The 12,735-nt window shown below is 73.5% G+C and carries 16 protein-coding genes; 11 read left to right on the forward strand and 5 right to left on the reverse strand.

Features of this window, described 5'->3' with window-relative positions; genetic code table 11:
- The first annotated feature begins 3 nt into the window (after window positions 1–3).
- The 5 genes from OG617_RS13540 to pheA all read left to right on the forward strand — a co-directional run bounded on the left by OG617_RS13540 (window position 4) and on the right by pheA (window position 3,485).
- The gene (locus OG617_RS13540) at window positions 4–744 is read left to right on the forward strand and encodes a hypothetical protein (RefSeq protein ID WP_405101808.1); all 741 of its coding nucleotides are present in this window, start codon (window positions 4–6) and stop codon (window positions 742–744) included.
- Window positions 745–916: 172 nt separating this feature from the next.
- The gene (locus tag OG617_RS13545; protein ID WP_405101810.1) at window positions 917–1,372 is read left to right on the forward strand and encodes a PAS domain-containing protein; all 456 of its coding nucleotides are present in this window, start codon (window positions 917–919) and stop codon (window positions 1,370–1,372) included.
- Between the two features lie 93 nt (window positions 1,373–1,465).
- Entirely contained in the window at window positions 1,466–1,855 is a 390-nt protein-coding gene (locus OG617_RS13550; protein ID WP_405101812.1) for an ACT domain-containing protein, read from the forward strand.
- Window positions 1,856–2,005: 150 nt separating this feature from the next.
- Window positions 2,006–2,518 (forward strand): hypothetical protein, encoded by a 513-nt coding sequence (locus OG617_RS13555; RefSeq protein WP_405103680.1) that lies wholly within the window; start codon window positions 2,006–2,008, stop codon window positions 2,516–2,518.
- 10 nt (window positions 2,519–2,528) lie between these two features.
- Window positions 2,529–3,485 (forward strand): prephenate dehydratase, encoded by a 957-nt coding sequence (pheA, locus tag OG617_RS13560; protein ID WP_405101814.1) that lies wholly within the window; start codon window positions 2,529–2,531, stop codon window positions 3,483–3,485.
- A gap of 41 nt (window positions 3,486–3,526) precedes the next feature.
- Here pheA and OG617_RS13565 read toward each other — a convergent pair whose 3' ends face one another.
- The 3 genes from OG617_RS13565 to OG617_RS13575 all read right to left on the reverse strand — a co-directional run bounded on the left by OG617_RS13565 (window position 3,527) and on the right by OG617_RS13575 (window position 5,285).
- On the reverse strand, window positions 3,527–4,249 hold the full coding sequence (locus OG617_RS13565; RefSeq protein ID WP_387022512.1) for an AIM24 family protein: 723 nt from the start codon (window positions 4,247–4,249) through the stop codon (window positions 3,527–3,529).
- Window positions 4,250–4,378: 129 nt separating this feature from the next.
- On the reverse strand, window positions 4,379–4,726 hold the full coding sequence (locus tag OG617_RS13570; RefSeq protein WP_396676857.1) for a metallopeptidase family protein: 348 nt from the start codon (window positions 4,724–4,726) through the stop codon (window positions 4,379–4,381).
- A 127-nt stretch (window positions 4,727–4,853) separates the two neighbouring features.
- Complete coding sequence (locus OG617_RS13575) at window positions 4,854–5,285, reverse strand: OsmC family protein (RefSeq protein ID WP_396676738.1); 432 nt, start codon at window positions 5,283–5,285, stop codon at window positions 4,854–4,856.
- Window positions 5,286–5,477: 192 nt separating this feature from the next.
- Between OG617_RS13575 and OG617_RS13580 the strand changes: the two genes are divergently transcribed.
- The 3 genes from OG617_RS13580 (at window position 5,478) to OG617_RS13590 (ending at window position 8,262) form a co-directional block, all read left to right on the forward strand.
- Window positions 5,478–6,242 (forward strand): hypothetical protein, encoded by a 765-nt coding sequence (locus OG617_RS13580; RefSeq protein WP_405101817.1) that lies wholly within the window; start codon window positions 5,478–5,480, stop codon window positions 6,240–6,242.
- Window positions 6,243–6,628: 386 nt separating this feature from the next.
- Window positions 6,629–7,450, forward strand: a complete 822-nt coding sequence (locus OG617_RS13585; RefSeq protein WP_405101819.1) for an HAD family hydrolase — start codon at window positions 6,629–6,631, stop codon at window positions 7,448–7,450.
- Window positions 7,450–8,262, forward strand: coding sequence for an HAD family hydrolase (locus OG617_RS13590; RefSeq protein ID WP_405101821.1), 813 nt, complete (start codon window positions 7,450–7,452; stop codon window positions 8,260–8,262). The genes OG617_RS13585 and OG617_RS13590 overlap by 1 nt, the downstream gene beginning before the upstream one ends.
- Window positions 8,263–8,298: 36 nt before the next feature.
- Here the strand turns inward: OG617_RS13590 and OG617_RS13595 are convergent, their stop codons facing one another.
- The gene (locus tag OG617_RS13595; protein WP_405101823.1) at window positions 8,299–8,910 is read right to left on the reverse strand and encodes a bacterial proteasome activator family protein; all 612 of its coding nucleotides are present in this window, start codon (window positions 8,908–8,910) and stop codon (window positions 8,299–8,301) included.
- A gap of 74 nt (window positions 8,911–8,984) precedes the next feature.
- Here OG617_RS13595 and OG617_RS13600 point away from each other — a divergent pair, with 74 nt between their 5' ends.
- Together OG617_RS13600 and OG617_RS13605 are read left to right on the forward strand one after the other, a co-directional pair.
- Window positions 8,985–9,788 carry an alpha/beta hydrolase family protein gene (locus OG617_RS13600; protein WP_405101825.1) on the forward strand — a complete coding sequence of 268 codons (804 nt, stop codon included), beginning with the start codon at window positions 8,985–8,987 and terminating at the stop codon, window positions 9,786–9,788.
- Window positions 9,789–9,859: 71 nt separating this feature from the next.
- Window positions 9,860–11,062: an ABC transporter substrate-binding protein gene (locus OG617_RS13605; RefSeq protein ID WP_405101827.1), complete on the forward strand. Its 1,203-nt coding sequence runs from the start codon at window positions 9,860–9,862 to the stop codon at window positions 11,060–11,062.
- Between the two features lie 174 nt (window positions 11,063–11,236).
- Here OG617_RS13605 and ddaH read toward each other — a convergent pair whose 3' ends face one another.
- On the reverse strand, window positions 11,237–12,070 hold the full coding sequence (gene ddaH, locus OG617_RS13610) for a dimethylargininase (protein ID WP_405101829.1): 834 nt from the start codon (window positions 12,068–12,070) through the stop codon (window positions 11,237–11,239).
- Window positions 12,071–12,129: 59 nt separating this feature from the next.
- On the opposite strand from ddaH, the gene OG617_RS13615 reads away from it, so the two are divergent.
- Window positions 12,130–12,585: an Lrp/AsnC family transcriptional regulator gene (locus OG617_RS13615; RefSeq protein WP_387022487.1), complete on the forward strand. Its 456-nt coding sequence runs from the start codon at window positions 12,130–12,132 to the stop codon at window positions 12,583–12,585.
- The last annotated feature ends 150 nt before the right edge of the window (window positions 12,586–12,735 follow it).

Below are 12,735 nucleotides of genomic sequence, written 5' to 3' on the forward strand. Positions count from 1 at the left end.
GCGATGACTGTCTTTCCCGCACGCCGAGGCGCACCCACCTCGCGGGCACTGCCGCCCGTGTCGGTGCCACACCCCCGCGCCGAGGCGCCGGGGGCGCTCGAGCCCGTCCGTCCGAGCCCCCTTGAGTGGGCTCGCCGACGGCGCGCCGAGCGAGGTGCCCGTCGGTTGGAGGCAGCCGGGGCTCGGGCCCTCGGCCGGCTCGACCACCTCGGGCCGGCCTGGCACGTCATCGAGTGGCCCCGCACGGACAATTCGGACCTACTCCTCGACCAGGGGCAGGACGACCGGGCCGGGTTCCTCGCGATCGGCCCGAGCGGCCTGTTCGCGGTGACCATCGCCGACCACGGCCGGGCCCGGGTGCTGGTGGCGGGGGACGTCGTCCAGATCAACGGCAAGCGCCCGCCCTACGTGGCCGAGACCCGCCGGGACGCCAGGCGGGCGAGCAAGGCGCTCTCCGCGGCCGTCGGGCTGTCGATCCCGGTGACGCCGGTCCTGACCTTCGTCGGTTCCGGTGTCATCAGCGTGTACGGCCTGCCGAAGGACTGCCTGATGGCCACCCACCGCGAGCTGGACCGCCTGCTCGTGGCCGGGGGCAACCGGATCAGCCCCGCCACCGCCGACAAGCTGGCCCAGGTCGCGCAGCACCCCGGCACCTGGATGAACGGCACGTACCGCCCCGCCGCCGACTACCGGTGGTACGACGACGGCCGAACGGCGGCTGACAAGCCGGCCAACCGCCGGTAACGTCTCCGGCGACGCCATGCGGTCCGGTCAGCACCCGGAGCACCGGCCGCGCCGTCGCCGGCCCCGGGGGCAGGGCAACTGATCACCGGCGGCCTGGTGGCTGAAGCGTGGTCGGTGTTCCCCGCGACAACCGGTTAGCGTGGACAGACCGTCGGTGTACATAGGAGGCGCGGTGGCCCACGTCGAACTCTCGATCTCGGAAGTGTTCGTGCCCGCCGCTCGGACGCCGCCGGAGCAGGAGTCCGACAATTTCGGCCAGTGGTCCGCCACCGTGTCCCACGCGGCCGAGCCCTGCCTGCTGATCGACGCGGAAACCCGCGTCGTCGCGGTCTCCTCAGCCGGCTGCGAGCTGCTCTGCCTGTGCTGCCCCGAGGACGTGATCGGCCTCCCGCTGCTCGATGGGTGCCTGCGCCTGCTCGACTTCACCGCCAACCGGGGCGAGCTGACCGAGCAGGACACCGACAAGATCCCGCCGCTGCTCGCCCTGCACTCCGGGCGCCTCGCCCGAGGGCTGCTCCGGGTCCAGGCCCCGGCGGGCCGGTCGGACGCCACGGTGGACGCCATCTCCACGCCGGTGCTGACCCACGGCGAGGTGGCCGGCTCGCTCACCTTCTTCTCCGAGATCTGATCCGCCCGTCTCCGTCCTGAACTGCACGAATGTGGTGTTCGCCGCACCCTTTGGCGCTGGGTCGGACCCACACCCAGGCCGTAGGGTGCCCTCATGCTCGATGTCGCTCTGCTGCCGGGGGAGTACGCGGTGTGCCGGCTGCCCGCCGGCTCCGCCCTCCGGCCCGCCCTGTGGGGCGACCTGGGCGACGGCGAGGTGGTCAGCGTGAGCTGGTCCGCCGATGGGGTCTCGGTGATCTGTCCCGCGTCCCGCGCCCCCGACGAGACCGAGGCCGAGACCGACTGGCGATGTCTGCGGGTCGTCGGGCCCCTCGGCCATCCGGTGACCGGCACCCTGGCCGCGCTGGTCGCCCCGCTGGCGGAGGCAAGGGTCAACGTGGTGGCGTTCTCCACCTACGACACGGACCATGTGCTGGTCCCGGCCGTGCGGCTGGACGAGGCCACCGCCACGTTGCGCCGGGCCGGCCACCGCCTCCTCGACTGACAATCCCCGCAGCGGTCTTCACCGGAGCGCCAACGGCTCCTACGATGGGCTCGGCCACCCGGCCGTCACGACGTTCTTCGATGCAAGGATCGGCTCGTGCCGCCCACCGCACCGCACCGCGCCGCAGCCCGCCGGCCACCCCGCCCGGCCGTGCTGCTCGCCGTCGCGTCCCTCGCTCTCGCGTCCGCCGGCTGCGGCACGCCGCCGGAGCTGCGCCGGCCGGCCCCGGCGCCGACCGCCACGGCGGGCGCCTCCGCCGGCCCGACCACGCCCGCCACCCCGGCCGTCCCACCGGTCCCGGTCCCCCCGCCGCCGGCCGTCCCGTCGCCCACCGCCGGCTCCGACCTGGTCGCCACCGCATGCCGCGAGGGCCCGTCCGGGGACCGGGTGATCACACTGCTGCGGGGCTCGGCCGACGTGCTGCCCCGGGCGGTCGGGGTGCAGGTGGGCACCGGCCCGCTCTGCGCCGGGGACTGGCAGTACACGGTGCTCCGGGTGACCGGGCACGAGGAGCTCCAGGTGGTCACCCGGGGCTGGCCCGGCACGCTGGAGCTGGTCACCGCCGGCACCGACGTCTGCACCATCGAGGTACGGGTGGCCGGGCCGATCGGCATCCGGACGCTCGCCTGCGACGGCGTCCCGGGAGGCGTACCGGGTGCGTAGGCTGGGCGACATGCCCGGAACACCGCCCACCCGCTTCGTCTACCTCGGCCCCGAGGGCACCTTCGCCGAGCAGGCACTGCGCACCGTGCCCGCCGCCGAACACGGCACCCGCACGCCCGCCCGCAGCGTCGGCGAGGCGCTGGAGAGCGTCCGGTCGGGGGACGCCGACGCGGCCCTGGTCCCGCTGGAGAACTCGATCGGCGGCGCGGTCGGGGTGACCCTGGACGAGCTGGCCGAGGGCGAGCCCTTGGTGATCACGCGAGAGGTGATCCTGCCCGTCGAGTTCGTGCTCGGCGCCCGCCAGGGGACTTCCCTGGCGGCGATCCGGTCGGTGGCCGCCCACCCGCAGGCGTCCACCCAGTGCCGTGGCTGGCTACGCACGTACCTGCCGGACGCCGTCGTGGTCGACGTGCTCTCCAACGGGGCCGCTGCAGCCGGCGCCGCGGGTGGCGAGTACGACTCGGCGATCTGCGCCCCCATCGGGGCGGCCCGGCACCGGCTGGCCGTGCTGGCCGACAAGATCGCCGACCACGCCGATGCGGTGACCCGGTTCGCCCTGCTGTCCCGCCCCGGCCCGCCGCCGCCCCCCACCGGGGACGACGTGACGTCGTTGGCCGTCTACATCGCCCACGACCGGGTGGGTGTCCTGCTGTCGGTCCTGATGGAGCTGGCCGTGCGCGGGGTCAACCTGACCCGGATCGAGTCCCGGCCGACCGGCGAGGCGCTGGGCCGGTACGTCTTCTTCCTCGACTGCACCGGCCACGTGGCCGACGTCCGGCTCGGCGAGGCGTTGCGAGGGCTGCGCCGGGTCTGTGCGGACGTGCGCTTCCTCGGGTCGTACCCCCGGCACCGCTGGGCCGACGGGGCGGCCGAACGGCCGGTCCCCGCCCCGGCCGGCCTCTCGGACGCCGACTACGCCGACGCGGCGGCCTGGCTGGCCCGGCTGCGTGCCGGCGAGCTGAGCTGAGACCGGGGTGCCCGGTTGCGCGGGCACCCCGCCCCGGTCGGTCAGCTCAGCAGGCCGCCGAGCAGGCCGCCCTGCTGCTCCTGGGCGCCGCTGCCGGCGACCGGCGGCTCCTCGGAGGGCTGTACCACCACGAAGCCCTGCCCGGCGAAGCTCATCGTGAACGCCTCGCCGGTGGTGCGGCCCAGCAGCGAGCCCAGGCCGAACTGCTCGGCCCGGTGGTAGCCGGTCTGGAGGTTTGCCGACCAGCAGACGGCGGCCTGCGGGTCGACGTACGTCGGGGCGTCGACGTTCAGCACCACCGGGGTGCCCTTCGTGGTGATCGCGATCCGGCCGTGGCCGGTGAAGACGCAGTTGAACAGGCCGGACGAGGAGGCCATCCCGGCGCCGCCGACCATCTTGATGTCGTACTGGAGGGTGGAGTCGAAGGCCAGCACGCTCGAGCCGTTGATGGACAGCGCGTCGCCCGGCTCCAGGTCGACGATGTGCACGTCCTTGGCCAGCTCGGCGAGGAAGACGTCACCCCGGCCGCTGAGCTTCATCAGCGGGACGCCCTCGCCGGTGAGCTTCTGCTTGAGGAACTTGCCCAGGCCGCCCGAGCCGAGCGCCTGGAACTGCACCTGCCCCTGATAGGCGACCATCGACCCGACCCGGGCCATCGCCTCGCCGTTGAGCTCGATCTTCAACATCTTGGAGTTCTGCAGCCGCATGCCGGGCTGGGCGGACTCCTTCTCCAGGTTCTCGGCGGAAAACAGCGCGCTGCGCATGGAAGTGCCTCCTGATTCGGGGTGCCTGCCCGGAGAGTAGGCGGCCAGCGCAACCGGCGGCATCGGCCGAGCGGGGCCGCCAAGTCGGCCCGGTGACGGTCGCCGTGGGGCGGCGCCGGCAAGTGGATCTCAGCCCCAGCCGAGGTTGTGCAGCCGGTCGTCGTCGATGCCGAAGTGGTGGGCGATCTCGTGCACCACGGTCACCGCCACCTCGTCGACGACGTCCTCCTCGTTGTCGCAGATCCGCAGGATGGGACGGCGGTAGATGAGGATCCGGTCCGGCAGGACGCCGGAGTAGTCCCAGCCCCGGTCGGTGAGCGCGTGCCCCTCGTAGAGGCCGAGCAGGTCACCGTCGCCCGGAGGCGGATCGTCCTCGACCAGGATCACCACGTTGCTCATCAGCCCGAGCAGTTCCTCGGGCACCTCGTCGAGGGCGTCGCCGACCAGCTCCTCGAAACGTTCCCGACTCATCTCCACCGCCACGCCCCCATTCTTCCCGAGCCGCCCCGCTCCGCCGAGCCCAAGATCCGGCCCGGCACGCGGAGGCCCCCATCCGGGTCGGACGGGGACCTCCGCGACGGGCGGGCGCGGTGCGCCGGAGGGGTCAGGAGGCGAGGCGGGCGGTGAGGCTGATCTGGGCGCCCGGGGAGAGCAGGCGCGAGATGGGGCAGTTCTCCTTGGCAGTCTCGGCCAGCTTGGTGAACTGGACCTCGTCGAGGCCCGGCGCTTGGCCGACCGTCTCCAGGTCGATCCGGGTGACGGTCATCCCCGCGTCGGTCTTGTCGAAGTGCACCTTGGCGGCGGTCTCCACCCAGGTGCCGGTGACGCCGGCGTCGGCGAGCTGCTTCGAGAACGCCATCGAGAAGCAGGAGGCGTGGGCGGCCCCGATCAGCTCCTCGGGGTTGGTCCCCTCGCCCTCCTCGAAGCGCGACTTGAAGGAGTAGTTCCCCTGGAGCCCGCCCTTGCCGGTGCGGACCGTGCCGGAACCCTCGGTGAGATCGCCCTGCCAGCGTGCGGATGCGGTACGGATAGGCATGCACCGACGCTAACCGAAAGCCGGACGGCGGGCGACCGACTGCGTCCGATCGGATCAGGTTCCGGGCGGCCCTGCGGCCCGGCGTCCGCCGGTCATCCCGCCGACGGGACCGGAGCCGATCCGGTTCCCGGCCGCGCGGTGTCGGCTGTGTCATTATTCGGCTCAGGCCCGCGAGCGGTGGAGAGGTGGCCGATGTCCCAGGATCTCCCCATCCCCCGGCAGGACACCCGGTCCGACGGCACCGCCGTCCTGGAGTGGGGCGGGCCCGAACCCACGCCTCCCGGGCGGGCCGGCCGGACGCTGGCGGGGCTGGGGCGGGACTGGCGGCTGCCGCTGCTGCCGGCCGGTCTCGGGTTGGCGGCTGCCTTCGCCTCCCTGGTCGGCGAGTGGATGGTGCTGACCGTGCCGAACGGTGGCCCCGAGGGCAACACCACGTTGCGGGTGCCGGGCGGGGTGTCCGACATCGGCGGGTTCGGGGTGGGCTACCTGATGGGCCTCTTCGCGCTGGCCGCGGCGGTGGCCCTGGCCCTGCGGGGCACACCCGCAGTGCGGCACAACGCGCGGGTGGCCGGCCTCGCCCTGGCGGCGGCCCTACTCGGCGTCCTGGTCGCCACGGCGTTCTCGCTCGACGACTCCGGCCAGCGCACCTTCTTCTACTCCTCCGAGGACGGTTTCCGGGTCGATTACGGCCGGGGCCTGGTGATGGCCTTCGCGGCCTGTGCGCTGCTGACCGCAGCGCTGCACCTCGCCGGTCGGGTGCCGGCCCCCGGCCCGCCCGGCCGGGAGAGCGCCCCGGTCGACGGGGCCGGGCCGGCGGAGCCCGAGCCGGACCCGGGCCGCTGGGGCTGGCGGGGCGGCACGCCCCGGTCGGGCCACGACGCCGACCTGCCGCCCGCGCCGGCGGACCTCACCGTCCAGCCCACGCTGCCGTTCGCCCGCCCCGAACCGCCCGCCTGACAACCGCCCCGGCCGCCGGGGTCCGGCGACCCACACGTCCCCCGCCGGCCCACGTGTTGATCAAGAAGTTTGCGTCATCGTGGGCGTGAACCCTGACGCAAACCTCTTGATCACCGGGCTCGACGGAAGCCCGGCGCCCCGCCAAGCGGCGCGGACCCGGCACCCCGCCGGCATCTCAGGCCACGGCTGCACCACGCCGCTCACGACCGCCGCCGGGCCGGTGGCGGGGACACCGGGTGGCCGTCCACCGGTGCCGGCCGGTTCGCCGGGAAGCCATGTTGCGACCTGCGCGGCGAGGTACGGTTGCTGCCCGCCGTCACTCCCGGTCAAGGCACCGACGACCGAACGAACGGGCCGGCGCGACGGCGGCGGGCGAAGGAGGAACGATGACCCGCCCGGGACTACCCAAGCTGATCGCCACCGACCTCGACGGGACCCTGGTCCGCAGCGACGAGACGGTCTCGGCGTACACGCACGAGGTGCTCGACCGGGTGCGGGCCGCCGGCATCCCCGTGGTCTGCGCGACCGGTCGGGGGCCACGGCTGACCGAGCTGACCCGCAACGACATCCGCGCCGCCGACTTCCTGGTGATGGCCGGTGGGGGCCGGGTGGTCGACCAGAGCGACCCGGCCGGCCCGCTGGTGCTGCGCGACGAGCGGCTCTCCGGCGAGGTGCTGGCCCGGCTGGTCGCCGACCTGGAGACCGCGGTCGGCCCGCTCACCGTGATGGTCGAGGCATCCGACGAGCACGACGCCCCGCTCTGGGGCGACTACCACCCGAGCTGGCCGTACCCGGACCGGTTCGAGGCCCGCACCCGCGACGAGTGCCTCTCCGGCGACGTGATCAAGGCGTTCGCCCGGACCGCCGAACACCACGTGGACACGCTGCTGGAGACCGCCCGCCGGATCATCCCGGCGGAGGTCGCATCGTTGACCCAGGCCGGGCTCGGCTTCATCGAGATCTGCGCGCCCGGCGTCGACAAGGCGTCCGGGCTGACCGTGGTGGCGCAGCGGCTCGGGGTGGACCCGGCCGAGGTGCTGGTCTTCGGCGACATGCCCAACGACCTGCCGATGTTCGCGTGGGCCGGGTGGGGCCGGGTGGCCGTCTCCAACGCCCACCCGGCGGTCCGGGCCGCCTCCGACGAGGTGACCCTGCGCAACGACGACGACGGAGTCGCGGTCTACCTGGACCGACTACTCTCCCGGTGATGGGAGAGACACCTCGGCTGGTCGCCACCGACATCGACGGCACGCTGCTCGGCGACGACCGCGCGATCAGCCCACGCACCCGGGACGCGCTGGCCCGGATGTCCGCGCGGGGCACCCCGGTCGTGCTGGTCACCGGCCGCCCGCTCCGCTGGCTCTCCCTGGTGTACGAGCAGCTCGCCGAGCCGCTGCCGGCGATCTGCGCCAACGGGGCCGTGGTGTACGACCCGGTGACCGACGAGGTGCTGCGGGCCGACCCGCTCGCCCCGGAACTGCTCGCCGAGGTGGCCCGCCGGCTGCGCGCCGAGGTGCCCGGGGTGAGCTTCGCCGTGGAGATCGTCGACAGCCGGGAGATGCGGCACGAGGCGGGCTACCCGCTGCGCTGGGACGCCGACGCCGAGGCGATCCGGGCGATCACCTCGCCCGAGGAGCTGCACTCGGTGCCGGCGGTGAAGCTGCTGGCCCGGGCCGGGGAACAGGATCCGGACCTGTTCGTCCAGGTGGTCGCCGGGGCGCTGCGCGGGCTGGCCGAGGCGACCCACTCGTCGTACACGGGGCTCGTGGAGATCTCGGCGGCCGGGGTGACCAAGGCCGCCGGGCTGGCCTGGTACTGCACCCGGGCCGGCATCGACCAGCGGGATGTGCTGGCCTTCGGCGACATGCCCAACGACGTGCCGATGCTGGCCTGGGCGGGTCGGGGGGTGGCGGTCGCCAACGCGCACCCCGCCGTCCTGGAGATCGCCGACGAGGTCACCTCGGCGAACTCGGAGGACGGTGTGGCCGCGTACCTGGAGAAGGTCTTCGGGGTGGGGTGAGCCGCGCCGGGCCGCGGACGGCCCGGCGCGCGGCGGTCAGAGGTACTGACCGGTGCTGTGCCCCTCGCCGCCCTGCGGCTGGCCCATGCCCGGCATGCCGGGCATACCCGGCACCAGCCCGGCCGGGCCGCTGGGCAGCGCCTGCCGGCCGGAGCGCATCTGCTCCAGCTGCACCCGGGCGGCCATCTGCTGGGCCACCAGGGCCGCCTGGATGCCGTGGAACAGCCCCTCCAGCCAGCCGACGAGCTGGGCGTGGGCGATCCGCAGCTCGCCCTCGCTGGGCGCCTTGTCCTCGGCGAAGGGCAGCGAGATCCGCTCCAGCTCCTCGCGGAGCTCGGGGGCCAGGCCCTCCTTCAGCTCGACGATCGAGCGCTCATGGATCTCCCGCATCCGGTGCCGGCTCGCGTCGTCCAGCGGGGCGGACTTGACCTCCTCCAGCAGCTGTTTGATCATGCTGCCGATCCGCATCACCTTGGCCGGCTGCTCCACCAGGCGCGTCGGGTCCTCCCCGACGGCCTCGTCGGTCTGCATGGTGCCGACCGGCCGGCCGTCCGGGCCGACCACCACCACCATGCCGGCGCCCCCGACACCCTCGTGATCCGGCTCGTCGTTCTGTCCAGCGGAGTGCACTTCGGTCATGCGTCCCATCTTCGCCCAGCCGAGCGGCGGCACGCTCGCCGGGACCGATCCTGGCTGCGAGTTTCCGCGCTACCGTCGCCGGCATGCCCGCCGACCCCCGTGCCGTGCTCGACCGTTCCGCCCCCGCCCCGGACGCCACCGTCGCCTACGGCAGGCATCCGGACCAGGTCGCCGACCTGCGCCGCCCGACGGGGAACGGCCCGCCCCGGCCGCTGGTCGTGGTGGTGCATGGCGGCTTCTGGCGGGCGGAGTACGACCGGGCCCACACCGGCCCGCTGGCGGCGGCCCTGGCCGAGCTCGGTCACCCCGTGGCCCAGCTGGAGTACCGGCGGACCGGTCAGCCGGGGGGCGGCTGGCCAGGCACCCTGACCGACGTGCTGGCCGGGGTGGCGGCGCTGCCGGGGCTGGCCGGGCCGGTGCTGGGGGGCCGGCTGTGCCCTGGTCCGCCGCTGCTGGTCGGCCACTCGGCCGGCGGCCACCTCGCGCTGTACGCCGCCGCGTCCGCCCCGGACACGGTGGCCGGGGTGCTGGCGCTGGCCCCGGTGGCCGACCTCGCCGAGGCGTACCGGCTGGACCTGGACTCGGGCGCGGTGGCGGCGTTGCTCGGCGGCAGCCCGGCGGAGCACCCCGAGCGGTACGCGGACGCGGACCCCGCGGTTCGGGTACCGCCACCGACACCGACCGTAGTCGTGCACGGCACCCTGGACCGGCAGGTGCCGGTGGCGCTGAGCAGGTCCTACGTCGCCGCCGCGCGGGCGGCGGGGAGCCGGATCCGCTTGGTCGAGCTCCCTGGATGCGAGCATTTCGGGCTTATCGATCCGGAGTCGTCCGCCTGGCCCGAAGTGGCCCTTGCGCTGCGTTCCTTGCAGGTTGATCACTGTCATTGACGCAGCGTCGCGGAGGGGGTAGAACGCCGAAGGGGCGGTATCGGCCCTGCTCAGCTCCCGGAAGGAACTCGGTGTCCCAGATGAACCGTAGGCGGGCGCTCCAACTGTTGGCCGCTCTCGGTACCACCGGCCTCACCACCGCCTGCGCCGCGGAGGACGAGGACGGCTCGGCCCCCACCGGCGCCCCTGTCAAGATCGGCCTCATCGCGCCGCAGTCTGGCGGCTACAAGGCCATCGGCGACGAGGTCCTCAACGGCTTCCAGCTCTACCTCACCCTGCACGACCAGCAACTCGGCGGCCACCCGGTGACCCTGCTGACCGCCGACGAGGGCGACAACGCCAAGACCGGCAAGGCGGCGGTGGACAACCTGCTCAAGCAGGGTGCGCTGGCGCTGACCGGGGTGGTCAACTCGGCGGTCATGGTCGGCATCCGGGACACCGTGGAGAAGGCCCGGGTCCCGCTGATCGGCTCCAACGCCTCCCCGAAGAGCCTGCAGAGCGTCGTCTACATCTGGCGCACCTCGTACGTACTGGACGAGCCGGGCCGAGCACTCGGCCCGTACATGGCGCAGCGGCTTCCCGCCGGCAGCCGGATCTCCATGATCGCGCCGGACAACCTGGGCTCCCGGGACGTGATCCAGGGCCTCCAGGCCCAGTTCAGCGCGGCCGGTTCGACGGACCCCCGGATCTCCGACCCGGTGATCTGGACCGACCCCACCACCACCCCGGAAAGCACCACCTACGGCGCCGACATCCGCAGGGCGCTGAGCCGGAAGCCGGACGCGATCTTCTGCCACTTCGCCGGGCCGTCCGCGGTCCAGTTCATCAAGCAGTTGCACCGGGAGCGGTACGCCGGCCCGATCTACGCCCCCGGCTTTCTGACCGAGGGCACGGTGCTCAGCGAGGTGCAGGAGGTGGAGGCGCGCAACATCGTGACCGCGCTGAACTACTCCGCCGACCTCAACAACACCGCGAACCGCACCTTCGCCGCGGCGTACCGCAAGACCCACGGCACGTCGCCCACCACCTACGCGATGGCGTCGTACGACGCGGCTCAGGTGCTGGACAAGGCGATCCGGCTGGCCGGGCCGGACCCGACCTCGCAGCAGGTCAACCTCGCGATGGGCAAGATCGGCCAGATCGACAGCCCGCGCGGGGCGTGGCAGTTCAACCAGCCACGCACCCCGCAGCAGAAGTGGTACCTGCGCAAGGTCCAGCGGGACGGCCGGCTGCTGTCCAACGTGCTGATCAACGAGCTGGCCACGCTCGGCTGAACGGGCCGCGCCGCGACGCCGGCAGGTGTCGAGGGCTCGGCTCAATGGGCCGGACCTCGACGGGCAGGTGTCGAGCGGCAGCGGACGCGCGAGGGGCCGGTCTCCCCCAGGTGAGACCGGCCCCTCCCCGCCGACGCGCCCGTGCGGTGGTGCGGCCGCCGAGCGCCGCCGTGGTCAGAGGCGCAGCTCGGCGACGCAGCACTTCACGCTGCCGCCACCCTTCTTCAGCTCGGACAGCTCGACCGGCACCGGCGTGTATCCGGCGGCCTTGAGCCTGCCGGCGAGCCGGGTCGCGGCCCCGTTGAGCACGACGTTCGCGCCGTCGCTGACCAGGTTCAGCCCGAAGGCCAGGGCGTCGGCGTCGTCGGCGAGCACCGCGTCCGGGAAGAGCTGGGCAAGGACCTGCTGGCTGGCCGCCGAGAAGGCGCCCGGGTAGTAGGCGACGTTCCCGTCGTCGATCGAGGCCAGCGCCACGTCGAGGTGGTAGAAGCGCGGGTCGACCAGGTGCAGCGACACCACCGGTCGACCGAGCGCCTCCTGCGCCTCGGCGTGCGCGGGCAACTCGGTGCGGAAGCCGTGGCCGGCGAGGATCAGGCCCCCGTGCGCCTCCGGCAGATACGCGAAGTCGCCCTCGCCCTCGTTGGTCTCGCCCGGTGCGATGAACCGCCACCCCTGGGCCTCGTAGAACGCCCGGTGCAGACCGGCCTCGGCGGCCCGCTGCTCGTGCTTGTACCGGGCGCCGTACACCGTCCCGTCGACCATGAACGCGCCGTTGGCGGCGAACACCATGTCGGGCAGCCCCGGCTCGGGAGTGAGCAGGTGCACCTCGTGACCGAGGCCGACCAGGGTCCCCCGGAGGCGGTCCCACTGCCTGACCGCCAACTCCGCGTCGACGGGGGTGGTGACGTCCATCCACGGGTTGATCGCGTACTCGACGGCGAAGCGCTCCGGCGAGCACATGAGATATGTCCGCTTTCGCAGGACTCGCTGCTGGTTCACGGTGACCAAGGGTAGGTACCCTACAACTTTGGTAACAGCCACAACCATTGCTTCCCGAAGGCGGAACGTTGCAGATAGATGCCGTAGACCAGCGAATCATTGCGTTGCTCGTGGCAGACGCGCGCGCCTCGTACGCCGACATCGGCACCCGGGTGTCACTCTCCGCCCCCGCCGTCAAGCGCCGGGTCGACCGAATGCGCGCCACCGGGGTGATCCGGGGATTCACGGCCGTCGTCGACCCGGCCGCCGTCGGCTGGACGACGGAGGCGTTCGTCGAGCTGTTCTGCGCCGGCCGGACCACTCCCGCCCAGATCGGCGTGGCCGTCCGCCGGCACCCCGAGGTGGTCGGCGCGTACACCGTCTCCGGGGAGGCGGACGCGCTGGTGCACCTGCGCGCCGCGGACATCGCCCACCTGGAGGATGCCCTAGAGCGGCTGCGTGCCGAATCCTTCGTCACCTCGACCCGGAGCACCATCGTGCTCTCCCGCCTGGTCGAATCCCCCGGCGTCGGACCCTCCGCGTAACCGGCCCGCGAACCGGCGTCGGCCCTACCGGCGCCGGACCCGCGAGCCGACGCCGGACCCGCCCGTGGCGGCCCGTGGCGGCGCTTCCCGCTGCGGGCGGCATCGCTTCCCAGGCGTGACGGGGTCGGGAACCGGAGCCGGACACGCGGC

This window comes from Micromonospora sp. NBC_01412, from assembly GCF_045040215.1.
In the GTDB taxonomy this organism is placed as follows: Bacteria; Actinomycetota; Actinomycetes; order Mycobacteriales; family Micromonosporaceae; genus Micromonospora; species Micromonospora rubida.

Excerpts from the sequence above, each read along its gene's own strand:
- pheA (WP_405101814.1), top strand. The coding sequence starts at position 2,529 with ATGCCCGGAACACCGCCCACCCGCTTCGTCTACCTCGGCCCCGAGGGC.
- OG617_RS13580 (WP_405101817.1), top strand. The coding sequence starts at position 5,478 with ATGTCCCAGGATCTCCCCATCCCCCGGCAGGACACCCGGTCCGACGGC.
- OG617_RS13590 (WP_405101821.1), top strand. The coding sequence starts at position 7,450 with ATGGGAGAGACACCTCGGCTGGTCGCCACCGACATCGACGGCACGCTG.
- OG617_RS13585 (WP_405101819.1), top strand. The coding sequence starts at position 6,629 with ATGACCCGCCCGGGACTACCCAAGCTGATCGCCACCGACCTCGACGGG.
- OG617_RS13540 (WP_405101808.1), top strand. The coding sequence starts at position 4 with ATGACTGTCTTTCCCGCACGCCGAGGCGCACCCACCTCGCGGGCACTG.
- OG617_RS13600 (WP_405101825.1), top strand. The coding sequence starts at position 8,985 with ATGCCCGCCGACCCCCGTGCCGTGCTCGACCGTTCCGCCCCCGCCCCG.
- OG617_RS13550 (WP_405101812.1), top strand. The coding sequence starts at position 1,466 with ATGCTCGATGTCGCTCTGCTGCCGGGGGAGTACGCGGTGTGCCGGCTG.
- OG617_RS13575 (WP_396676738.1), bottom strand. The coding sequence starts at position 5,285 with ATGCCTATCCGTACCGCATCCGCACGCTGGCAGGGCGATCTCACCGAG.
- OG617_RS13565 (WP_387022512.1), bottom strand. The coding sequence starts at position 4,249 with ATGCGCAGCGCGCTGTTTTCCGCCGAGAACCTGGAGAAGGAGTCCGCC.
- OG617_RS13595 (WP_405101823.1), bottom strand. The coding sequence starts at position 8,910 with ATGGGACGCATGACCGAAGTGCACTCCGCTGGACAGAACGACGAGCCG.